The 21,779-nt window shown below is 67.8% G+C and carries 17 protein-coding genes and 1 tRNA gene; 7 read left to right on the top strand and 11 right to left on the bottom strand.

Annotated elements, in window-relative coordinates:
• Positions 1-16: 16 nt before the first annotated feature.
• A complete protein-coding gene (locus tag KF783_RS02235; RefSeq protein ID WP_294076256.1) occupies positions 17-673 on the top strand; it encodes a heme-binding beta-barrel domain-containing protein in 657 nt (218 codons plus the stop codon).
• Between the two features lie 13 nt (positions 674-686).
• Here KF783_RS02235 and KF783_RS02230 read toward each other — a convergent pair whose 3' ends face one another.
• On the bottom strand, positions 687-2,960 hold the full coding sequence (locus tag KF783_RS02230; RefSeq protein WP_294076255.1) for an FdhF/YdeP family oxidoreductase: 2,274 nt from the start codon (positions 2,958-2,960) through the stop codon (positions 687-689).
• 105 nt (positions 2,961-3,065) lie between these two features.
• Between KF783_RS02230 and cls the strand changes: the two genes are divergently transcribed.
• Positions 3,066-4,487 carry a cardiolipin synthase gene (gene cls / locus KF783_RS02225; protein ID WP_294076254.1) on the top strand — a complete coding sequence of 474 codons (1,422 nt, stop codon included), beginning with the start codon at positions 3,066-3,068 and terminating at the stop codon, positions 4,485-4,487.
• 8 nt (positions 4,488-4,495) lie between these two features.
• Here the strand turns inward: cls and KF783_RS02220 are convergent, their stop codons facing one another.
• From KF783_RS02220 to KF783_RS02185, 8 genes are read right to left on the bottom strand one after another with little or no spacing between them, the layout of a single operon-like run.
• Positions 4,496-6,289 carry a carboxypeptidase regulatory-like domain-containing protein gene (locus KF783_RS02220; protein WP_294076253.1) on the bottom strand — a complete coding sequence of 598 codons (1,794 nt, stop codon included), beginning with the start codon at positions 6,287-6,289 and terminating at the stop codon, positions 4,496-4,498.
• The gene (locus KF783_RS02215) at positions 6,289-8,412 is read right to left on the bottom strand and encodes a DUF4175 domain-containing protein (RefSeq protein WP_294076252.1); all 2,124 of its coding nucleotides are present in this window, start codon (positions 8,410-8,412) and stop codon (positions 6,289-6,291) included. Before KF783_RS02215 ends, KF783_RS02220 begins: the two co-directional genes overlap by 1 nt.
• The gene (locus tag KF783_RS02210; protein ID WP_294076251.1) at positions 8,409-9,551 is read right to left on the bottom strand and encodes a BatA domain-containing protein; all 1,143 of its coding nucleotides are present in this window, start codon (positions 9,549-9,551) and stop codon (positions 8,409-8,411) included. Before KF783_RS02210 ends, KF783_RS02215 begins: the two co-directional genes overlap by 4 nt.
• Positions 9,548-10,447 carry a DUF58 domain-containing protein gene (locus KF783_RS02205; protein WP_294076250.1) on the bottom strand — a complete coding sequence of 300 codons (900 nt, stop codon included), beginning with the start codon at positions 10,445-10,447 and terminating at the stop codon, positions 9,548-9,550. Before KF783_RS02205 ends, KF783_RS02210 begins: the two co-directional genes overlap by 4 nt.
• 3 nt (positions 10,448-10,450) lie before the next feature.
• Entirely contained in the window at positions 10,451-11,458 is a 1,008-nt protein-coding gene (locus KF783_RS02200; RefSeq protein WP_294076249.1) for a MoxR family ATPase, read from the bottom strand.
• Positions 11,459-11,472: 14 nt separating this feature from the next.
• Entirely contained in the window at positions 11,473-12,198 is a 726-nt protein-coding gene (locus tag KF783_RS02195) for a DUF4159 domain-containing protein (RefSeq protein WP_294076248.1), read from the bottom strand.
• Positions 12,199-12,237: 39 nt separating this feature from the next.
• Positions 12,238-13,569, bottom strand: a complete 1,332-nt coding sequence (locus KF783_RS02190; protein ID WP_294076247.1) for a TldD/PmbA family protein — start codon at positions 13,567-13,569, stop codon at positions 12,238-12,240.
• A gap of 23 nt (positions 13,570-13,592) precedes the next feature.
• Positions 13,593-15,227 (bottom strand): TldD/PmbA family protein, encoded by a 1,635-nt coding sequence (locus KF783_RS02185; RefSeq protein WP_294076246.1) that lies wholly within the window; start codon positions 15,225-15,227, stop codon positions 13,593-13,595.
• 289 nt (positions 15,228-15,516) lie between these two features.
• Between KF783_RS02185 and hmgA the strand changes: the two genes are divergently transcribed.
• Complete coding sequence (hmgA, locus tag KF783_RS02180; RefSeq protein WP_294076245.1) at positions 15,517-16,842, top strand: homogentisate 1,2-dioxygenase; 1,326 nt, start codon at positions 15,517-15,519, stop codon at positions 16,840-16,842.
• 143 nt (positions 16,843-16,985) lie between these two features.
• Here the strand turns inward: hmgA and KF783_RS02175 are convergent.
• Positions 16,986-17,062: transfer RNA gene (locus tag KF783_RS02175), tRNA-Pro, on the bottom strand.
• A 186-nt stretch (positions 17,063-17,248) separates the two neighbouring features.
• Between KF783_RS02175 and yajC the strand changes: the two genes are divergently transcribed.
• Genes yajC through KF783_RS02155 form a run of 4 tightly spaced genes read left to right on the top strand, consistent with a single transcriptional unit; the run spans position 17,249 to position 20,587 of the window.
• Positions 17,249-17,593: a preprotein translocase subunit YajC gene (gene yajC, locus KF783_RS02170; RefSeq protein ID WP_294076244.1), complete on the top strand. Its 345-nt coding sequence runs from the start codon at positions 17,249-17,251 to the stop codon at positions 17,591-17,593.
• A gap of 4 nt (positions 17,594-17,597) precedes the next feature.
• Positions 17,598-19,235 (top strand): protein translocase subunit SecD, encoded by a 1,638-nt coding sequence (gene secD, locus KF783_RS02165; RefSeq protein ID WP_294076243.1) that lies wholly within the window; start codon positions 17,598-17,600, stop codon positions 19,233-19,235.
• A 12-nt stretch (positions 19,236-19,247) separates the two neighbouring features.
• Positions 19,248-20,225, top strand: coding sequence for a protein translocase subunit SecF (gene secF / locus KF783_RS02160; protein WP_294076242.1), 978 nt, complete (start codon positions 19,248-19,250; stop codon positions 20,223-20,225).
• Positions 20,225-20,587: an MTH938/NDUFAF3 family protein gene (locus KF783_RS02155; RefSeq protein WP_294076241.1), complete on the top strand. Its 363-nt coding sequence runs from the start codon at positions 20,225-20,227 to the stop codon at positions 20,585-20,587. The genes secF and KF783_RS02155 overlap by 1 nt, the downstream gene beginning before the upstream one ends.
• Here KF783_RS02155 and KF783_RS02150 read toward each other — a convergent pair.
• Positions 20,584-21,702 carry a tetratricopeptide repeat protein gene (locus tag KF783_RS02150; RefSeq protein ID WP_294076240.1) on the bottom strand — a complete coding sequence of 373 codons (1,119 nt, stop codon included), beginning with the start codon at positions 21,700-21,702 and terminating at the stop codon, positions 20,584-20,586. The genes KF783_RS02155 and KF783_RS02150 overlap by 4 nt on opposite strands.
• Between the last annotated feature and the right edge of the window lie 77 nt (positions 21,703-21,779).

The raw sequence follows: 21,779 nt of genomic DNA, 5'->3' as shown, positions 1-21,779 counted from the left end.
TCAGGAAAGACGCCGCATGACCACGAAGCCGCCCGACATCTTCACCGAACCGGCCCACGTCGATCCGGACACGCTCGCCAATCTGGGTCCGCTGCGCCGGCTGGCGGGGGTGTGGCAGAGCGATGGCGGCCACGATACCGCGCCCAAGGCGGACGGCCCCGAGCGCAAGGGCTTTGTCGAACATGTGACGATGCAGCCGATCGATCCACAGACCAACGGGCCGCAATTGCTCTATGGCCTGCGCTATCACATCCACATCACGACGCCGGGCGAGGCGGTGACCTTTCACGACCAGATCGGCTATTGGCTGTGGGAGCCGGCGACCGGGCTGGTGATGCAGACGCTGGCGATCCCGCGCGGCCAGGTCGCACTCGCATCCGGCCATGCCGAACCGGACGCGCGCCGGATCGTGGTCGAGGCGACGCGCGGCGCCAGCGGCTATGGCATCTGCTCGACCGATTTCCTGGAACGCGCCTTCCGCACCGACAGCTATCGGTTGCAGATCGATTTCGAGGATGATGGCGCCTGGCGCTATACCGAACACACGATGCTGATGGTCGCGGGGCAGGCGGCGCCGTTCGAACACCATGATACCAACCGGCTGGTCCGGATCGCCGAACCGGATATCAACCCCTGGCTGAAAATCCTGCGCGCGGGGGCGGCCACCGCCTGATCGGCGGGAACGCTCAGGCCGGATCGGGAACCGCGCGCACCGGGATCGACTTCGCTGCCGGCGTGCCGCTCACCTCGTCATAATAATCGAGCGGCAGCAGCGGGTTGAGTTCGGGATAATAGCCGGCGATCGCACCGCGCGACATCGGATAGTCGATGACCGTCAGCCCGCCCACGCGCCGCGCAATGCCATCGGCGCTGATCGTTTCCAGCGCGATCCGCCCCTTGTCCGCGAACCCGCGCGCCTGGCGATCCTCCGGGTTCATGAACACCACCATCCGGTCGTTATAGACGCCGCGATAACGATCACTGTTGCTGTAGATGGTGGTGTTGAACTGATCGTGAGACCGCACCGTGGCCAGCCGCAGCATCGCCGGATCATCGACCGGTGCGTTGACGTCCAGCCCTTTGAACAACAGGAAATTGGCCTTGCCATTGGGGGTGGGCCACACCAGCCGGCGGGGCGGCACGTCGAGGTGAAAGCCCTCCGGCGCCGCGATCCGCGCCGAAAAGTCGCTGTAGATCGCCGGATACACCTCGGCAATCTTGTCGCGGATCGCGGCATAGTCGTGGGCATATGCCTCCCACGCGATCGCGCTGTCGGGAAGGGTCGCGCGCGCCATGCGGCACACGATCTCCACCTCGGGCAGGCAGTCGGCGCTCACCGGATCGAGCACGCCGCGCGAAGCGGTGACGTTCGACATCGCATCCTCGATCGTCACGAACTGTTCGCCCGCGGGGGTTTCGATCCGTTCGGAGCGGGACACGACCGGCAGGATCAGCGCCTCCTTGCCATGGATCACATGGCCGCGGTTCAGCTTCGTCGAAATCGCGACGGTCAGGTCCAGCCCGCGCATCGCGGCATAGGCACGATCGGTGTCCGGCACCGCGCGCACGAAATTGCCGCCCAGGCCGATGAACACCTTCGCGTCGCCGGCCAGCATCGCCTCGACCGCCTCGACCGTATGATGGCCGATCTCGCGCGGGGGATCGAAGCCGAACACCGCCTGTACCTGGTCGAGATAGGCGGGCGAGGGGCGCTCGTCGATGCCCACGGTGCGGTCGCCCTGAACATTGGAATGGCCGCGGATCGGGGCGATGCCCGCGCCCGGCTTTCCGAAATTCCCGCGTAACAGCAACAGGTTGCACACCTGCTGAATCAGCCGGGACCCCTCCTGATGCTGGGTCAGGCCCATGCCGTAACAGATCATCGTCGCGTTGGAGCGGATATAGATTTCGGCACAGCGCCGAATCTGCGCCTCTTCCAGCCCCGACACGCGGACCAGATCGGCCCAGTCGGTCGCCATCGCGTCGTCGCGCACCGCATCGATCCCGGCGGTGTGGGCGTGGATGAAGTTCCAGTCGATCACCCGCTCGCCCGCATCCTCGCGCTCGAACAGGACCTTCATCATCCCCTTGATCAGCGCGATGTCGCCGCCGATCCGGATATGGACGAACTCGCTGGCGATCGGGGTCGATCCCAGCGTCGCCATCTGGACCACGTCCTGCGGCTCGGTAAAACGGATGAGCGCGCGTTCGGGCATCGGATTGACCGCGACGATCGGCACCCCGCGCCGGTGCGCCTCGACCAGGTTGGTCATCATCCGCGGCGCGTTGGTGCCGGTATTCTGGCCGATGATGAACAGCGCCTCGGTATGTTCGAAGTCCGCCATCACGACGGTCCCCTTGCCGACGCCGATCGCCGGCGGCAGGCCGCGGCTGGTCGGCTCGTGGCACATGTTCGAACAGTCGGGAAAGTTGTTGGTGCCGAATGCGCGCACGAAGATCGAATAGAGGAATGCCGCCTCGTTCGGCGTCCGGCCAGAGGTGTAGAATTCCGCCCGATGCGGGCTGTCCAGCCCGCGCAGATGCCGTCCGATCGTGGCGAACGCCTCGTCCCAGCTGACCGGAACATAGCGGTCGTTCGCCGCGTCATAGCGCATCGGTTCGGTCAGCCGGCCCTGTTTCTCCAGCCAATAATCCGACTTGCCGGCCAGATCGGTCACGCTGTGCTGCGCAAAGAATTCGCGGGTGACGCGAAATTTCGTGGCCTCATGCGCCAGCGCCTTTGCGCCGTTTTCGCAGAATTCCAGCGTCTGGCGGCAGTCCGGATCGGGAAAGGCGCAGCTGGGGCATTTGAAGCCGCCGGGCTGGTTCATCGACAACAGCGCCTTCGAACCCTTCACCAGCACGCTTTCGCGCATCAGCACCTTTGCCGTGGCGGCGGCGGCGCCCCATCCGCCCGCCGGGCTGTGATAGGGCTGGTAGCGCGGCTTTCCGTCGGACATGATCGGGGGTCTCTCCTGCGCGTGAGATGGTGGTGAGCCTAGCCCATGGTCCGGCGCTTGAGAAGGCCGGAGCAGGGCGGGGCAAAAACGGGAAAGGGCGCGGCGATGCTGCTGATCGGGGTCCACACATTGCTCGTCCTGCTGTTCGGCGCCCATGTCATGCTGCGCCGGAACCGTGAGCCGGAATCGCGGCTGGCATGGCTCGTCGTGCTGATCGCGCTGCCCTATGTCGGTGCGCTGGGTTACCTGTTGCTGGGAACCACCAATATCGGGCGGACGCGGGTCGATCGCCTGCACGATACCGGCGCGTTGCTGCCCGCGCCGGCGGCCGTCGCCGGCGCGCCGGACCAGGCGGACGCCGGCGGCCCCTATGCGCCGCTGTTCCGTGTCGGCCAGTCGATCAGCGGCTATCGCGCGGTCGGCGGCAACCGGTGCGAGCTGATGCCTGGATCGGACGAGATGATCGCGCGGCTGGTCGCGGATATCGACGGCGCGTCGGACAGCGTCCATCTGCTCTTCTATATCTGGCTGGACGATCGCAATGGCGGCCTGGTCGCCGACGCGCTGGCGCGCGCGGCGGGGCGGGGCGTAACCTGTCGCGCGCTGGTCGATGATATCGGGTCGCGGGCGTTCATTCGTGGTCCGCGCTGGGCGGCGCTGGCGGCGGCGGGAGTGTTGCTGCGCCGCGCGCTTCCGGTGGGCAATCCGCTGATCCGCATGGTCAATGGCCGGATTGATCTTCGCAACCACCGGAAGGTCGTGGTGATCGACAATCGCGTCACCTATTGCGGTAGCCAGAACTGTGCCGACCCGGCCTTTCTGCCGAAGCGGAACTTCGCCCCCTGGGTCGATGCGGTGATGCGGTTCGAGGGGCCGGTGGTGCGACAGAACCAGCATCTCTTCGCGACCGACTGGATGGGCAATGGCGGCGACGACATCGCCCCGCTGCTGGCCCAGCCGATGCCGCCGGCCCGGCCCGGCTTTACCGCGCAGGTCGTGGCGACCGGCCCCACCTATCGCAACGCGGCGATGCCGGAGATGTTCGCGACGCTGATGTTTGCGGCGCGGCGCGAATTGATCGTCACCACCCCCTATTATGTGCCGACCCCGGCGGTGCAGGCGGCGTTGTGCGCGGCCGCCAATCGCGGCGTCGCGACGACCATCGTCTTTCCCGCGCGCAACGACGATTTCGCGGTCGGCGCGGCCAGCCGCAGCCATTACCAGCGGCTGCTGGAGGCGGGCGTGCGCATCTTCGAATATCGGCGCGGCCTGTTGCATACGAAGTCGCTGACGCTCGACGGGGAGGTGACGCTGATCGGATCAGCCAATATGGACCGGCGCAGTTTCGACCTGAATTACGAGAACAACATCCTGTTTCACGATTCCCGCGCGACCGCCGCGATGCGCGCGCGCCAGATCGCCTATCTGGATGACAGCCGGGAAATCACCGGCGATCAGGTCGCGGCATGGGGCGTGGGGCGACGGCTGTGGAACAATGCGCTGGCGATCGTCGGCCCGCTGCTGTGAGGCGCGGCTCAGCCGGTGCGGCGCCAGCGCCGTTCGCCGACCCATAGCGCGGCACTGACCAGCAGCCACGCCAGGAACCATGGCCATGCCGGGCCACGGCGGTCCTGGCGCGCCGTCCGTCCCTCGGCGCGCTGCCGCTCCGCCCAGCGCGCGGTGGCGTCTCCCGTTTCCCTCATCCTCGCGGTCGCCATCGCGCTGGCGTTCAGGACCGAAAAGGGAAAGGTACGCGGCCCTGCCTTCGATGGCTGGACGACCACATGCACGCCTGCCGCCGCCGGCCAATAGGCAGCGCAGCCGCGACCGCCCGCAGCCGGATCGATGGCCAGCGCGACATCGGCGCCATCGGCGGTCGTCACGCGCGGCGACCCGGTCAGCCCACAGATCGCGATCCGTTCACCCGCGCGCGGCAGCGCGGGCAGGTCGGGGCGGAAATCGGGGTCGGGACGCACGACCGCGCTCAGCGTGTCGCTCCACCATTGATAGTATCGCTCGGCCTGTCCGCCCAGCACCAGCGCGAAACTGTCCGCCACGGTCCACAGGGCGACACGGCCCTGCCCGCGCTGGCGCCACCCGGCCAGCATCGCGCCATTGTCGTCCCGCACCGCCGGGACGATGTCCGGCCCCGCCCGCACCGTCCAGCGGCCAAGCTCGGGCGCCGGGTCGTCGATCGTGTTGATGTCGGCGGCGACATCGGCGGACCCCGGCCCGCGCCGGCTGGCCAGGGCCTCCGCGTCGCCCGCCAGCGCCGGCAGCGCGACAGGGCCGGTCTCATCTCCGCCGGCGACCGCGATTCCCATCCCCTGCCATTCGCGCCGGGCGGCGGCGGTGGCGGGGCCGGTCATGCGGATGATGAGGCCCATTCCGCCGGCGACGGCACTGGTGATACCCGATCGCGCGCCGCCCAGCCGGTCGAGCGCACGATCATCGACGATCATCGCGTCGAAACGGCGCAGGCTTGCCGCGTCCATCCCGACCGGCGCGCTGCCCAGCTGTACGCCGCCGCCCGCGTCGAGGCGGCTGACCAGGTCGATCCCCGAATCCTCCGCCCATCGGCGCAGATATTTCGTCTCCGGCGCCGGCGCACCGACCAGCAGCACGCGGACGGGGCGGCGTGCGCGGGTGCGCAGCGGCACCGGCGTTTCAGCGACGATCGCCTTGCCCGCATCGCGCAGCCGCAGGGTGAACAGCGCGAGGCCGGGCGCCCGCGCGGTACCGCCCATGGTGAACCGCCCGTCCGCGCCGATCCGCCGCTGATCGATGCGCCGACCGGCGGGATCGAGCAGTTCGACGCTGCCCCCCGATACGCCCTGCGTCTCGCCGGCCAGCGTGAAGACCCCGCCCGCCGCCGTATCGCCCGGCGGATCGAGCATCGTCAGGCCGGCCGGGGCCGGCATCGGGCGAAAGGCGACCGGCACCCCGGCATCGTCACCGCGATCGCGCGCGGTCAGCCCACGACCGACGATGCGGATGCGCGCGACCTGGCGATAGCGGCGCAACGCCGTCGCGAGATCCGGCACCCGCTCCGCGCCGACGATGGCGGGCGCTTCGGGCAGCGCGACCAGCCGCTCGCCCGAAGCTACCGGAATCGTCCGGGGCGCCTGCGCCGTCGCCACCACCAGCGTTTCGCCGGCGACCGGCAGGCGCGGTGGGACCAGGGTGAGGTACAGCAGCGCGGCGCTCGCCAGCATCAGCGCGGCGAGAAGCAGCGCGCGCGTGTCGCGGCGGATACGCAGCAGGCGCGCGATGCCGATCGCGGCTCCGCTCGCGATCAGCACGGCGACGATGAGGTCAGGCCGGGCCATCAGCGCAATCCGCCGATATAGCGTCGCCCGATCGCGCCGCCGTCACCGCGACGGCGCACCTCCGCCGGGGGCCGGGTCAGCACCGCCCAGAGCTGCGCCCGCAGCCGTTCGCGCGCCGCGCCGGAGCCGGGATCGGCGCGCAGCTCGGCTGACGCTTTCAGCACCGCGAGCGGGTCGCGGATGCGGGTCGTGTTCGTGCGGATCCAGCGGTCGAGCGCGTCGAGATCGACCGGGCCGGGCCGGGCCAGCGCGCGCCAGGTGTCGGCCGGCGCCGCGTCGTCGATCGCAAAGGGGGTGAGCTGGGCCGCGCGGCTGGCGATCCCCTCGCGCTTGCCCGTCATCCGCCGGGCCATATCGACCGGTGGCAGCTGCGTTCCCACGCGCGGCAGGTAGATGCGGGTCGCCTGCTGGATCTTCTTGATCCAGGCCAGGGCGCGATTCTCATAGGGCAGCGCCGCCTCGGGCTTGCCCGAGCGCAGGTTGAGTTCGGCCTGCCACATTTCCTCCAGCGCCTGTTTCAGCATCGTGCGGGTGTCGGGATCAAGCAGCGTCGCCGCCTCGCTCTCGTCATGGGTGTGACCGAATTCGGCGGTGACGTCGCCGGCCTGGCCAAATACCTTGGGCGCCGACGCGGAGCCGTCGCCATGATCGTGGCCATCCCCCTCGCGATGCTCCGGCTCGGCAGGGGGTGGCGCGTCATCGGCGATCGGCAGCGGCGGCGCCTTGGGCTGGCCCTCATCCTCCATGCCGACGAATTGCCCATAGCGCAGCCGCAACAGCCGCTGATCCGCGCCGATCGCGTCGGATTTCGCAAGGAAGGCGTCGGCGGACAGGCGCTTGCGCTCGCGGATCAGCGCTTCGGTATCGATGATGATCTGGCGCTGGCTGCGGAAATAGGCGGGCATGACACGCTTCGCCATCATCTCCAGCCCGCCGCTCTCCTCGGTCGGTTTCGGCGGCCAGCGCAGGATCACGCCGGGGCCGCGCACGACATGCGGGTCGGGCATGCGCGTGTCCGCGACCGTCAGCTGCGCGACGAGATCGCTGCCCGGCTCCAGCCCATAGCTGGCAAGGTCGAGGTCGATCGCGAAGCGCCGTTTGCGCACCGCGCCAGATCCGCGCACGATCCGGCTGCGTTCGGTAAAGCTCACATTCTCGCCATCGCCCTTCGCGACGGTGACGGTCAGCTTCGCGGTCGCGGCGACGGCATAATCGTCGCTCGCCTCGAACACCACGCGCCAACTGCGCTGACCCGGCTTCGCGAGGACGAGCGTCTGCGCCGGCGCGACCACGCGCAATTGCGGGGGCGTGTCGGCGATCGGCTCGAGCCGGTGGAGCGGCGGTGTCGCGCGCATCCCGCCGGCGGTGACACGGTACAAGAGCGGCCGGTCGAGCCGCAGCGCGCCGGCCCAGCCTTCGCGCGTCGCACGCAGCGGCAGGTGCTGACCGCCCAACAGCTGGATCGCCGCAGCGGTCGGCTGGGGGGTAAAGGCAAGCGTCCACTCGATCCGCGATCCCGTCGGCGCACGCACGTCCAGCCCGGTCGCGTAGCGCGCGGGCAGCCCGGTATAGGCGGGCGGTACGATCCGCACGCGCTGTCCGGTCAGGCGCGGCTCACCCGGTGCGGCGGCGGTTCCCTCGGCGGCCGGACTCAGCGGCGGCGGGGCGGGGTGGGCCGCCGGCCACAACAGGATCGCCGCGCTCGCCACCGCGCCCGCGATCCAGGCCGGCGCGATCCACCGATGCGCCCACGCATCGACCAGCGTGTCGGGATCGATCGCGGCGACCCGCCGCTCGATCCGCGCGCGCTGAAGCTGCTGGATCGGCCCCAGCGTCGCCCGCCCGCCGAACAGCAGGTCGGCGCTATCCTCCAGCCCGTCCTCGCGCGCATCCAGCCGGCGCACCAGCCATGTGCGATCGAACCGCGCGACGATCCGCGCTGCCGCGCCGGCCAGCACGAGGAGGCCGGTCAGCGCGATGCCGGTCGCCCAGCCCGCACCCGCCAGCCGCCACGCCGCCGCACCGGCGACGAGAATCGCCGGGGTCCATGCAAGCGCAAGGTTCAACGCGGCGCGCCGGCGTGGCGCACGCGTCCAGTTCGTCACCGGAACCTCCCCGCTCATGCCGTCAGCCTGTGCCGGCGCGTCGCCAGCCAGCGCTCGATCACGAACAGTACGGCGATCAGCATCGCCAGCCATGCGGTCAGCTCGCGCGGCGGCAGCGGGTAGGGCGCGCGTCCCGCCACAGGCGCGAACCGCGCCGCGTCCACCCGGGCGGGTGCCGGCGCCGGCGGGGTCAACAGGATGCGCAGCCGCTCTGCAAAGCCCGCGTCGAACAGGTCGGGGATCGCCGCGGGGACCAATGGCCGGGTGAACCGCAACAGCCGGCCATCACCCATCGGCGCTCCCTCGACGATCGGCGCGCCCTCGCCGTCCCGCCACAGCGGCACGGTCGCGCCCGGCATCGCCACCCGTGCGCCCTCGCCGAGCAGCGCGGTGCCGCCGCGTGCGACCCAGTCGGTCACGCGTCCCGGCACCGGCCCGGGGGTCAGCCACACCAGTACATGATCGCGCGGCGGCAAGGCGTCGCCGGGGTCGGCGTCGAAACGCGGCGCGGCGCCCCACGCGGCGGCGGCGGCGCGGAAATAGCGGACCTGCTCTCCCTGCGCTGGCGCGTGGCGGACGGTGAGCGCCGGCGCGGGGGTCGCGGGCGGTGCCTGCGTCACAGCGTCGGCCTTCACGATCCGCCATTCGGCTTGTCGGGTCAGCCGGATCGGCTCGGCATCGACCCCGTCCAGAACCGGCGGCACGACGATCGTCAGCGCCGCACCCCTGGGAAGCTCGGCATCGAACTGGCGGATCAGGCTCGACAGAGGTACGCGGCCCGATGGTGGCCGCGTGTCGATCGACGGAAAATCGGGCGCGATCCATTGCGCATCGGCCTCCGGCCCAGCGATCCGGCGCGCCATCTCTGCCGGGACCCCGGGCGCCACCAGCACCCGCGCGCGCGCGTTCTCCGCGCCCAGCACTGCCGGCCGGGCGAGCAGCAGCGCCAATGCCGCGATCAACAGCAGCCGCACGCTCAGCAACAAGAGGTCGTCAAAGCGGATGCGTCGGCGCGGCCGGGGCAGCGGATCGAGCCAGCGCAGCGCCGCGAAATCGATCGGCACCTCTTCCGTCCGCCGCCGCAGATGGACCAGCAGCGGCACCGCGAGCGCGATCAGCGCGGCCAGCCCGGCCGGGAAGAGGAGCAACGGCGTCACGCGCCGACCGGCCCGGCTCGGCCGAACAGCGCCTGTAACGGCCGGTCGAGCGGCTCGTCGATCACATAGCGCGCGTGGCGGATGCCGGCCGCGTCCAGCCGCGCGTCCAGCGCCGCCTGGGCTGCGGCGAAGCGGCGCAGGAACGCGGCGCGCAGCGCGGGGCCGTCGCCGACCAGTTCCGCTCCGCTTTCGGGATCGCGAAAGCGATAGCCGCCGTCGAACGGGAACTCCCGTTCCTCGACGGTCAGCAGCTGGATCGCGAGTACTTCACGTCCCGCCCGGGCCAGCCGCTCGATCAGCGCCAGCCCCGCTTCGTCGAAACAGTCGCTCAGGAACAGCACCAGATCGCGGGCTCCGATCCGTTCCCATAGCGGCGTGAGCGTGGCCTCGCCGGGAAAACTTCCCGCGGCGTCCACCCGCGCCAGATCCACCAGCAGCCGGTCCCGCTGCCGCCGGCCCCCGCGCGGATCGGCCAGCGTCACCGCCGGCTCACCCAGCACGATCCAGCCGAACCGGTCGTCCTGCTGCATCGCCAGCTCGGCGATACAGGCGGCGAGCGCCTTCGCGGCGTCGAAGCGGGACCAGTCGGGCGTCGCGCGATCCGCCTGCGCCATCGATGCGCTGGCGTCGATCAGCATCCACAGGGCGACCGGACTCTCGCGTTCGGATTCGCGCACGAAGAACTTGTCCGACCGGGCATAGAGCTTCCAGTCGATCTGGCGTGGCTCGTCGCCGGGTTCGTAGGCGCGATATTGCGCGAACTCCAGGCCGGCGCCCCGGCTGCGGCTGGCGTGCATGCCGATCCCGCGCTCGCCGCTCGCACGCCGCGCGCTCAGCGTCAGCCGCTTCAGCCGGCCGCGCACTTCGGGCGGGATCGGGATCGGCGCGCGCGCCATGGGTCAGGCGGCGGGCGGGGGCAGATGGTCGAGCAACGCCGCGACCACGTCGTCGGCGCTCTTGCCCTCCGCTTCGGCGGCGAACGACATCAGCAGGCGATGGCGCATCACCGGCGCGGCCAGCGCGGCGATATCCTCGCGCGTCGCCGCCAGCCGCCCGTGCAGCAGCGCGCGCGCCTTGGCGCACAGGACCAGCGCCTGCCCCGCGCGCGGCCCGGCACCCCAGCGGACATAGCTGGCGACCGCCGGGGGCGCGCCGCCATCGCCGGGCCGCGTCGCGCGGACCAGGGTCGTGATCCACTCCAGCAGGTCGTCGGACAGGTGGACGTCGCGGACCCAGCCCTGCATCGCCAGTACGTCGTCGGCGTCCATCACGCGCGGCACCGCGCCGCCGGCGCTGCCGGTCGTGAGGCTCAGAATGTCGCGCTCCTCCGCCGCGCTGGGATAGCCGACGCGGACATGCAGCAGGAACCGGTCGAGCTGTGCTTCGGGCAGCGGATAGGTGCCGGCCTGTTCCAGCGGGTTCTGCGTCGCCAGCACGAAGAAGGGACGGGGCAGCTGATGGGTCTTTCCGCCATAGCTGACCGTCTTTTCCTGCATCGCCTCCAACAGCGCGGCCTGGGTCTTGGGCGGGGTGCGGTTGAGTTCGTCGGCAAGCAGCAGGTTGGTGAATACCGGCCCCTGCTGAAAGCGAAAGCTGCGATGCCCGGTGCCGTGGTCTTCCTCCAGCAATTCGGTTCCCAGAATGTCGCTCGGCATCAGATCGGGGGTGAACTGGACGCGGCGGAAATCGAGTTCCAGCGCCTCGCCCAGCGTCCGCACCAGCAGCGTCTTGCCCAACCCCGGGACGCCTTCCAGCAGGCAATGGCCGCCGGCCAGCAGGCCGATGAGAAGCTGTTCGACCACATCTTCCTGTCCGACGATCGCGGTCGCGATCGCCCGGCGCAGATCGCCCAGCCTGGCCAGCCGGCCCTCGACCTCCGCTTCGCTTACCGATGCCTTGTTCGCCACGTCGCCCGCATCCTTCAGTTGGTCAGCGCGTACATCACGATGTTCACTCCGAACTTCGTATTGTCCTCCGCCAGGAATCGTTTGTTGCGCCAGTCATAGTCCCACTCACAGCCATAATCCTTGTTGCTGTAGAGCAGGCCCAGCCGGCCGTTGATGGTGATGCCCTTCAGATAATCATGCACCAGGTCGTCGCCCCATCCGTTCAGCTCGAACGTGGTCGCGGGCGGTCCGGGGAATTTGAAGAAGCTGGAATAGAGCGGGTGGTCGTTCGGCAGCTTGCGCAACGCCGTGGCGCCGAAAATGCGCGTCATCTGCGCCTCGAACGACTTGGCGAACAGTCCGTCGATGTCGTGGTTGCAATCGTCCACGAACACAAACCCGCCATTGCGGACATAACGTTCGAAGTTGCGCCGCTCGGCATCGGAAAATTCGACCGCCTTGTGTCCGGCCAGATAGCAGAAGGGGGCCGCCAGCATCTTCGGATCGCTCAGCGCCACCACCCGTTCGGTCGGATCGACCCGCAACGTCGTGTAATCCACCAGCGACGTCAGCAGGTTCGACGGCATCCGCTGATCGACGTTCCAGTCGCCCGAATTATAGCTGAGCCGGGTGAACCAGAAATCATATCCCGCGCCCGAACCGCGCGCCGGTTTCGCGCGCTGCGCGGTGGCGGGCGGCGTGGCCAGCATCATGCCGGCCAGACCGCCGCCCAGCAGTTTCAGAAATTCGGCGCGGTTCACGGCAACGCAACTCCCGCGGGTCCGCCCCGCCCCGACGCCTCAGACCGCGTCCGACAGCGAGGTGAAGGTGAAATCCCTCAGCTTCATCGGCGGCAGCATCATCGTGCCGCCCTCGTCCGCCTTGACGCGGATCGACCGGCCCAGCTCGTCGATATTGTTGAGCATGATCACCGGGCTTTCGTTGAAGCGGAAGTTCTTGATCGGATATTTGATCTGCCCGTTCTCGATATAGAAGGTGCCGTCACGGGTCAGGCCGGTCAGCAGGACGGTCTGCGGATCGACCATGCGAATGTACCAGGTGCGCGACACCAGGATGCCCTTCTCGGTGCTGCGGATCAGCTCGGCGGTCGAACGGGTGCCGCCTTCCATGATGACATTGCCCCAGTCGGCGGTTTCGGGCTTGCCCTGCTTTGCGGCCCAGAACCGCGAATATTCGAGGTTCGCGACCTTGCCCTTGTCGATGATCTGGGTGCGCTGGCGCGGCAGCCCCTCATTGTCCCAGGGCAGCACCGGCACCTCGGGGTTCCAGGGGTCGGTATAGATGTTGACGCGCGGATCCATGATCTGTTCGCCGATCTTGTTCCCGCCGCCCTTTTTCGAGAGGAAGCTGCGGCCTTCGTCCGCCGATCGCGCGCCGAAGAAGTTCATCATGAAGCTGATCAGGCCCGCGGCGGCGGCCGGCTCCAGGATCACGGTATATTTGCCCGGCTCCAGCGCCTTGGCATCGACCGATGCCGATGCCTTGCGCATCGCCACCTGGATGTCGTCGCTGGCGTCGAATTTCGAAATGTCCTGGACATTGTGGCCGACCCAGCCGGAACCGCGCCCGTCCTCGGTCCGCACGGTGCAGGTGTAATCGGCCTGAGTCGCGCGCTGATATCCGAAATTGCCCTTCGAATTGGCATGGGCGACGAACGACTGGCCGTCCTCCAGAAAGCCGGCCGCGACCAGCTTCTGCGCGCGGCAGGGGGTGATCGACGCTTCGGCGATCTTGGCGCGGGCCTCCGGCGTGATCGCTGCGGTCGCCGCGCTGAACGTGTCGGTCGGGCGATAGCTCTGCTTGCCGACGATCGGCATATGCTCGGGATTTTCCGGCGCCAGCTTGGCCAGATCCTCGGCACGCCGCACGACCCGCTCCAGCGAGGCGTCGTCGAACTCGTTGATCGTGGCGATGCCCACCCGCTTGCCGAATGCGACCTGCACGATCAGGTCGGTGTCATCGACCACGCCGGCGGTCGAGATGTTGTTGCGGGCGAAGCGGACATTGCCCGCGATGCCGCCGGCAAGCTGGGCGCTGGTCTCGTCGGCCTTCGACAGGGCGATCACCTTGTCCAGGATCGCCTTGGCCTGCGCTTCGGTAAGGATGCTCATATCTGTTACTCCTGCGCGCGCGTTCAGCCCAGCGACCGGGCGGTGCTGATGACGTTGATGCCGTTGAAGCGGGTGGTGGACGAACCGTGGCTCACCGCCGACACCTGGCTCGGCTGCCCCTTGCCGTCGAAGAACGAACCGAACATGCGATAATCGCCTTCGTCACAGATCGCGGCGCACGATCCCCAGAATTCCGGGGTGCGCATCTGATAGGCGACATCCTCCAGCATCTGGCCGAGCTTGCCGTTCTTGATCTCGTAGAACACCGTTCCGCCGAACTGCGCATTGTAGCGTTGCTGGTCGATCGAGAACGAACCGCGACCCGAAATATAGATGCCGTTCTCTACCCCGGCGATCATGTCGGCGGGGGACAGCTTCTTCTTGCCGGGCGCGAGCGAGACATTGGCCATGCGCTGAAACTGAACGCTCGACCAGCTGTCGGCATAGCAGCAGCCGTCGGACGCCTTCTTACCCAGGATATGCACCTGATCGCGGATCGCCTGATAATCGACCAGCTTGCCGTCCTTGATGAGGTCCCAGCGCTTGGTCTTCACACCCTCGTCATCATAGGCGACCGCGCCGAGCGAGCCGGGCTGGGTCTTGTCGGCGAAGACGTTGACCAGCTCGCTGCCATATTTGAACGCCGCGTCGCGCTTGTCGAGCGTCGCGAAGCTGGTGCCGGCATAATTGGCTTCATAGCCCAGCACGCGGTCGAGTTCGAGCGGGTGGCCGATCGATTCGTGGATGGTCAGGCCCAGATGGTTGGGATCGAGCACCAGATCATATTTGCCCGGCTTCACCGACGGCGCCTTCAGCTTCGTCTGCGCGTCCTTCGCCGCGGCGATCGCGTCCTCCTTCATGTCATACGACATGCCATAGGTGGTCAGGCCGTTCGCCAGCACGAACTTGTCCTTCGCCGCGCCGTCCAGATATTCCCAGCCAAGGCCCATCGGCGCCGACAGGCCCTCGCGGCTGCGGAACTTGCCGGTGGTCTTGTCGATCGCGGTGACGGTCAGCGGCGCCCAGATGCGATGCACGTCCTGATCGATGTAGGACCCGTCGGTCGAGGCGAAATATTTCTGTTCGTTGACCAGGAACAGCATCGAATTGACGAAGCTGGCACCGGCGGCCAGCGCGGCGTTGTTGACGTCGAGCAACAGGCCGACCTTGTCCGCGATCGGCACCAGCATCGCGTTCTTCTTGATCGGCGTCTTCCAGCTGACCTCGCCAACGCCGGGCGTCGGGGCGAGCTGGACGCGCTCGGTCTGGATGCGGGCATTCGCCTTGGCCATCGCCGTCGCCTGCCGCGCCGCCAGCGCGACCGCGTCGGTCGTCATCTCGTTGGTCGCCGCGAAGCCCCAGGCCCCGTCGGCGATCACGCGAACCCCGGTGCCGGTCGATTCGGTGTTGACGATATTCTGGACGTTCTTTTCGCGGGTGATGACGAACTGGCGCAGATACCGGCCGACGCGCACGTCGCAATAGCTGGCGCCGGCACCCTTGGCGGCGTTCAGCGCGGCGTCGGCCAGCTGCTTCTTCACCGCGATGTCGATCTCATCCTGCAATGCGCCTGCGGCGATCGCCTTGCCGAAGAAACCGGGCGCAAGCGCCGCGCTCCCGGCAAAGCTGCTGAACGCCAGAAAATCCCGTCTGTCCACCTGTCGTCTCCCCGATCGCCGGCGCGGGCGCAGGCGCCCGTTCCGATCCGGTGTTCGTGATGTGCGCACCCCCGTTGAGGTGTCTGCGGCATTAGTGACGGCGGCGCGAAGCGGCGTCAAACCGTTTTATCTCACTAAGTCACTTTTCGACCGGTCCTCCGCAGCGCGGGGTCGGGGGCAGGGCGCGCTTGCCTTTGCATCCCGGCCGATTGAAGCTGGCGTGGATCGGGGCTATAGCATGGATCGTATCATTTGATACGAATTACGCGTGCCGTTGCGGAGGTGAATGATGACCGGTTCTCAGGCGATCGCCGCCGGCTATATGCCGGGCTTCGGCAATGATTTCGAGACCGAGGCGCTGCCCGGCGCGCTGCCGCAGGGGCAGAATTCGCCGCAGAAATGTCCCTATGGCCTCTATGCCGAACAGCTTTCGGGAACCGCCTTCACCGCGCCGCGGGGTCATAACGAGCGCAGCTGGTGCTATCGCATCCGTCCCAGCGTCCGGCATGTCGCGCGGTTCGAACCCATCGACGTGCCGCACTGGAAATCGGCGCCGAACGTGGTTCCGGGCGTGGCCAGCCTGGGCCAGTATCGCTGGGACCCGGTGCCGCATGCCGCGCAGCCGCTCGACTGGATTTCGGGCATGCACACGGCAACGACCGCGGGCGACGTCAACGTCCAGACGGGAATGGCGGCGCACGTCTATCTTGTCACCCAGTCGATGGTGGATGCCTATTTCTGTTCGGCCGATGGCGAGTTGCTGGTCGTGCCGCAGGAGGGGGCGCTGCGCTTCGTCACCGAACTGGGCGTGATCGAGATCGCGCCGGGCGAGATCGCGATCCTGCCGCGCGGTCTGGTCTATCGGGTCGAGGTGATCGACGGCCCGTGCCGAGGCTTTGTCTGCGAAAATTACGGGCAGAAATTCGACCTGCCCGATCGCGGGCCGATCGGCGCCAATTGCCTGGCCAATCCGCGCGATTTCAAGACCCCGGTCGCCTGGTTCGAGGATCGCGATACGCCGTCCACCGTGACGATGAAATGGTGCGGCGGCTTTCACCGCTGCGCGATCGATCACAGCCCGCTCGACGTCGTCGCCTGGCACGGCAACTATGCGCCGTGCAAATATGATCTGCGCACCTACAGCCCGGTCGGCGCGATCCTGTTCGATCATCCCGACCCGTCGATCTTCACCGTGCTGACCGCGCCGTCGGGCGTTCCCGGTACCGCGAATATCGATTTCGTGCTGTTCCGCGAGCGCTGGATGGTCGCCGAACACAGCTTCCGTCCGCCCTGGTATCACAAGAATGTGATGAGCGAGCTGATGGGGAATATCTATGGCGAATATGATGCCAAGCCCGACGGCTTCGCCCCGGGGGGCATGAGCCTGCACAATTGCATGCTGCCCCATGGTCCCGATCGCGCCGCGTTCGAAAAGGCGAGCAACGCTGATCTGAAGCCCGAAAAGCTCGATCGCACGATGAGCTTCATGTTCGAGACCCGCTTCCCCCAGCACCTGACCCGCTGGGCCGCGCAGGAGGCGCCGATCCAGTCCGACTATGCCGATTGCTGGACCGGCCTCGAACGCAAGTTCGACGGGACGCCCGACCCGAAATAGCGGGCGGCCATAAAGTGGAGGCTGGCGCGTGTCAGTGTGGTTCGGCCAACGCGATCAGCGCCGGATGATTGCCATGTCATTGCCCGGAGCGCCGCGGGGGCGGTGGTCGCGGTTGAAATCGGGCGGGAACGATGTGGTGTAATTGGTCGGGGCGACTGGATTCGAACCAGCGACCCCCACACCCCCAGTGTGATGCGCTACCAGGCTGCGCTACGCCCCGACCAGAGCGAAGGGCCTCTAGGGCGGTGCGGGCCGGGATGCAAGAGGGCAGGCGCGCCGGCGTGGCCGCCGTGCAACGCTCAGGCAAATAGTTGCGCGCGGGGCCGGCAAGTGGTAGCGCGCGCCGCTTGAACCCGGGGGCGTTCGCCCCCACCAATCGGCCCATCAATTCAGGCCACGGGGACCCATGATCATCTCACCTGCTTATGCACAGGCCGCGGGAAGCGCGGCGGGCCAGGGGGGCGCAGCCGCCTCGTTCCTGTCGATCGCGCCGCTGATCCTCATCTTCGTCGCCTTCTACTTCCTGATGATCCGTCCGCAGCAGAAGCGGATGAAGACGCTGCAAGCGTCGATCTCGGAGATGAAGAAGAACGACACGGTCGTCACCGCCGGCGGCCTGGTCGGCAAGGTCATCTCGACCGACGACGTTTATGCCCAGGTGGAGATCGCCCAGGGCGTGAAGGTGAAGGTGGTCAAGTCCACCATCGTCGAGGTCCAGCCGCTCGGCGGCGGCAAGCCCGCGAACGACTGACGCCATGCTCGACTTTCCCAAGTGGAAGATCTGGTCGGTCTGGATCACGATCTTCGTCTGCTTCCTGATCGCCATCCCGAGTTTCGTGCCAAAGAGCGTGCGGGCGACGTGGCCGGCATGGGTGCCGCAGCCGACGGTCAATCTGGGCCTGGACCTTGCCGGCGGCAGCTACATCCTGCTGGAGGCCGACACCGCCGACTTCCAGAAGGTGCGCCTGGCCGCCAAGCGCGACGAGATCGAAACCGAGTTCCGTCGCCAGGACCCGCGGATCGACATCGGCGACATCTCGACCCGTGATGGCCGGATCACCTTCATGGTCCGTGACCCCGCTCAGGTCGATGCCGCGCGGGAACGACTGCTTCAGCTGACCGGCAGCGGCGCCGGCATGACCGGGCAGCGGCAATGGACGATCGAGGTGCGCGATACGACGCGCTTCATCGTCAGCCAGACCCCGGCCGGCACCACCCAGGCGATCGACCAGGCGATGGGCGACGCGCGCGAGGTGGTGGATCGCCGGATCAACGCGCTCGGCACGCTGGAACCGACGATCGTGCGCCAGGGAACCGATCGCATCGTCGTTCAGGTTCCCGGCCTGGCCAATCCCGAGGCGCTCAAGCAGCTGCTGGGCAAGACCGCGCGGCTCGAGTTCAAGCTGGTCGACATCACCGCCAATCCGGCCGACATCGCCAAGGGCAATGCGCCGATCGGCAGCGAGATCCTTCCCTATCCGTCGGCGCCCCCCGGGCTGCCCTATGTCGCCTATCCGACGCAGGAAGGGCATGTTCCCCAGATCGCGCTGAAGCGCCAGGTGATCGTGAGCGGGGACCAGCTGGTCAACGCCAATCAGGAATATAACCAGAATCAGGAAGTCGTCGTCGGCTTCACCTTCGATTCGCAGGGCGGACGCCGCTTCGCCCAGACGACGCAGGCGAATGTCGGCAAGCCGTTCGCGATCATCGTCGATAATTCGGTGATCTCCGCGCCGAACATCAATGAGGCGATCCTGGGCGGGCGCGGCCAGATTTCCGGCGGCTTCACCGTCGATAGCGCGAACCAGCTCGCCATCGCGCTGCGTTCGGGCAAGATGCCGGTGAAGCTGAACGTCGTCGAGGAATCGACGGTCAGCCCCGAACTGGGCGCCGATTCGATTGAATCCGGCATCGTCGCCGGCGCGATCGGCACCGGGGCGATCATCTTCCTGATGCTGGTCTGCTACTTCCGCTTCGGCGTCTATGCGAACATCGCGCTGATCGCGAACGTCATCATGATCATCGGCATCATGGCGCTGTTCAACGCCACGCTGACCCTGCCGGGCATCGCCGGTTTCGTGCTGACGATCGGCGCGGCGGTGGATGCCAATGTGCTGATCAACGAACGCATCCGTGAGGAGCTGAAACGCGGGCGGCCGAACAATTCGGCGATCGAATTCGGGTATAAGGAGGCGACGCGCGCGATTTTCGATGCGAACGTCACCAACGTCATCGCCGCGTTCATCATGTTCGTCTTTGGCGCCGGCCCGGTGCGCGGGTTCGCCGTGGTGCTGACCATCGGCATCGTCACATCGGTGTTCACCGCCGTGACCTTCACCCGCCTGCTGGTCGCCAACTGGCTCAAGTCCCGCCCCAAGTCGGTGGTGATCTGAGGGAATATGTCCATGCGTCCTTTGAAGCTCGTTCCCGAAGACACCAATATCGACTGGATGCGCTGGCGCCATTTGGCGACGGTGCTGACCGTCACCATGGTCGCCGCGTCGATCGCGCTGCTGGTGTTTCGCGGCCTGAATTTCGGCATCGATTTCGTCGGCGGCCAGAACGTCCGCGTCACCTTTGCCCAGCCGGTGCATATCGACACGCTGCGTGAGCGCATCGGCAGGCTCGGCTATGGCGAGGCGACGATCCAGCAGTTCGGCAGCCCCACCGATATCGCGATCCGTCTGCCGGTCCCCGGCGGCGACGATGCCGCCGCGAGCAAGGCGGTCGCCCAGATCCGCAACGTCATCGGCAGCAACTATCCCGGCGCGCATATCGGTTCGGTCGAGGCCGTGTCGGGCAAGGTGTCGGGCGAGCTGTTCCAGAAGGGCGCGATGGCGCTCGGCTTCGCGATGCTGGCGGTCGCGATCTATATCTGGTTCCGTTTCGAATGGCAGTTCGGCCTGGGTGCGCTGCTCGCGCTCGCGCAGGACATGATCGTGACGCTGGGTTTCTTTGCGCTGACCCAGCTCGAGTTCAACCTGAACACGATCGCCGCGCTGTTGACCATCATCGGCTATTCGCTGAACGACAAGATCGTCATCTTTGACCGTGTCCGCGAAAATCTGCGAAAATACCGCAAGATGGAGATCGTGCCGCTGCTCAACCTCTCGATCAACGAGACGCTGGCGCGCACCGTCATGACCTCGCTGACGCTGATTACCGCGCTGACCGCGCTGGTGGTTCTGGGTCCGAACGTGATCTTCGGCTTCTCGTTGGCGATGCTGCTCGGCATCGTCGTCGGCACCTATTCGTCGATGTTCGTGGGCAACGGGATCCTGATCCAGTTCAAGGTCGGGCCGGGCAGCTTCAAGTCCGACGAGGAGAAGGCGGCCGAGGTCAAGGAGCGGACCGGGCCGGTCAGTTTCAAGGACATGCCCTGATGCGGATGGACCGGTCCCGGGTTGAGGGGCCGGTGGTTTCCGGTTTCTCCGCCCGGGGATTCCGCGTCGATGACGGCATCTATTCGGCGTTGATGCTCACGCCCTCGCGCGCCGATGGCTGGACGCCACCGCCGCTCGACGCGCTGACTCCTGCCGGGCTTGCGCCGCTGCTGAACCTCGATCCGCTTCCCGAATTCCTGTTGCTGGGGACCGGATCCACGCTGCGCCGTCCGCCCCCCGCGCTCGAGGCGGCGCTACCGTTCGGGGTCGAGGTGATGGACAGCCGGGCCGCAGCGCGGGCGTGGGGCGTGCTTCGCGCCGAACAGCGCTGGATCGCGGCGGCGCTCTACCCGCTCGACTAGGGGCGCGACAGCGCCCAGGCGGTGCGGACCTGCCCGCGAAAGATCGGCGCGTAGCTGCGAAGCTCGTGCGTCGCGGCGCTGTCGAAATCGCGATGCCGGGCCTGGGCTGCGATCGCTCCCGCCGCCGCCTCGCGGTACAGCGCGCGCGCCTGCACCGCATCGCCGGCGGTTTCCGTCACGGTCGCAAGGCTCCATGCGCCGATCACCCGGTCGCGATCCTCGGGCGGGAGCGTCGCCACCTTGATCGCATAGGCGCGGCGATAGCTCTGCATCGCGCCGGCAAGATCGCCCAGCGACCGCTGACTGGCGGCAAGCCCGTTCAGGCTGTTCGCGGTGTCCGGATGCATCTCGCCCAGCAGCCTGATGCGGATGCCGAGCGCCATCCGGAACGCCATCGCCGCGTCGGCGAGGAGGCGGCGGCGAAGCATCGGGTCGATACCTTCCTCTCCCGCCAGCCCCGCCATCAACCCCTGCATCGGCGGCGAGAGCACTGCCTGCCGCATCGTGAAGGTGCGCCGAAAACCGGCCGGGACGCGATCGCCCGCCGCCATTCGCTGAAGATGCACCGCCAGATTGTTCAGCGCGACGGCATAGTCGAGCGCGAGCGGCGGTCCCGCGCGCTGGAGAATCTCCGCCGACTTGCGATAGAGTTCATACGCGTCCGCCATCATCCCCATCCGCGCGAGGATGCCGGCACGATTGCCGAGCGCGCGCGCGAGCGCCGGGGATTGCGGCCCCTCGCTTGCGAGCAGGATTGCGCAGGCGCGGCGCGAAAGTGCGTCGGCTTCGGCGAGCCTGCCGGCATCGGCCGCCAGGCCGGCGATCTGGCTGTAGCTGCGGGCGGTCGCCGGATGCCCCTCGCCATGGACCGCCAGCCGGATCTGGAGCGCGCGACGGTAAAAGGGTTCTGCTTCTGCCGGGCGCGCCTGCCGGGCGAGATTGTCGCCCAGCCGCTCGGCCGCGTCGGCGGCAGCGGCGTCCTGGCGCGACCCGCTACGCTGAAGCGCCGCGCGAAGAAGCGGTTCCGCCTCGCGATAGCGCCCCGCATCCTCTAGCCGCTCGGCGGCGTCGGGCGCCGCCTGTGCGACCATTGCAAGCGCGAGGAGGAATGCCATGCCGTATCGTCCAGACCGTGCTGTTCTTCGATCGTCTCGCCCAGCGAGTCGAAGGCAGCATAGCAGGAGCGTGGGCG

Origin of the sequence: Sphingomonas sp. (assembly GCF_019635455.1) — a bacterium.
Lineage (GTDB): Bacteria > Pseudomonadota > Alphaproteobacteria > Sphingomonadales > Sphingomonadaceae > Sphingomonas.
Note: the sequence above shows the minus strand (reverse complement) of the source record. Positions and strands in the feature narration are given on the sequence as shown.

What these genes read in the sequence shown, in the direction of transcription:
- secD (WP_294076243.1), top strand. Translation starts at nt 17,598, where the DNA reads ATGCTCGACTTTCCCAAGTGGAAGATCTGGTCGGTCTGGATCACGATC.
- yajC (WP_294076244.1), top strand. Translation starts at nt 17,249, where the DNA reads ATGATCATCTCACCTGCTTATGCACAGGCCGCGGGAAGCGCGGCGGGC.
- KF783_RS02220 (WP_294076253.1), bottom strand. Translation starts at nt 6,289, where the DNA reads ATGGCCCGGCCTGACCTCATCGTCGCCGTGCTGATCGCGAGCGGAGCC.
- hmgA (WP_294076245.1), top strand. Translation starts at nt 15,517, where the DNA reads ATGACCGGTTCTCAGGCGATCGCCGCCGGCTATATGCCGGGCTTCGGC.
- KF783_RS02155 (WP_294076241.1), top strand. Translation starts at nt 20,225, where the DNA reads ATGCGGATGGACCGGTCCCGGGTTGAGGGGCCGGTGGTTTCCGGTTTC.
- KF783_RS02205 (WP_294076250.1), bottom strand. Translation starts at nt 10,447, where the DNA reads ATGGCGCGCGCGCCGATCCCGATCCCGCCCGAAGTGCGCGGCCGGCTG.
- cls (WP_294076254.1), top strand. Translation starts at nt 3,066, where the DNA reads ATGCTGCTGATCGGGGTCCACACATTGCTCGTCCTGCTGTTCGGCGCC.
- KF783_RS02235 (WP_294076256.1), top strand. Translation starts at nt 17, where the DNA reads ATGACCACGAAGCCGCCCGACATCTTCACCGAACCGGCCCACGTCGAT.
- KF783_RS02150 (WP_294076240.1), bottom strand. Translation starts at nt 21,702, where the DNA reads ATGGCATTCCTCCTCGCGCTTGCAATGGTCGCACAGGCGGCGCCCGAC.
- KF783_RS02215 (WP_294076252.1), bottom strand. Translation starts at nt 8,412, where the DNA reads ATGAGCGGGGAGGTTCCGGTGACGAACTGGACGCGTGCGCCACGCCGG.
- KF783_RS02190 (WP_294076247.1), bottom strand. Translation starts at nt 13,569, where the DNA reads ATGAGCATCCTTACCGAAGCGCAGGCCAAGGCGATCCTGGACAAGGTG.
- secF (WP_294076242.1), top strand. Translation starts at nt 19,248, where the DNA reads ATGCGTCCTTTGAAGCTCGTTCCCGAAGACACCAATATCGACTGGATG.
- KF783_RS02230 (WP_294076255.1), bottom strand. Translation starts at nt 2,960, where the DNA reads ATGTCCGACGGAAAGCCGCGCTACCAGCCCTATCACAGCCCGGCGGGC.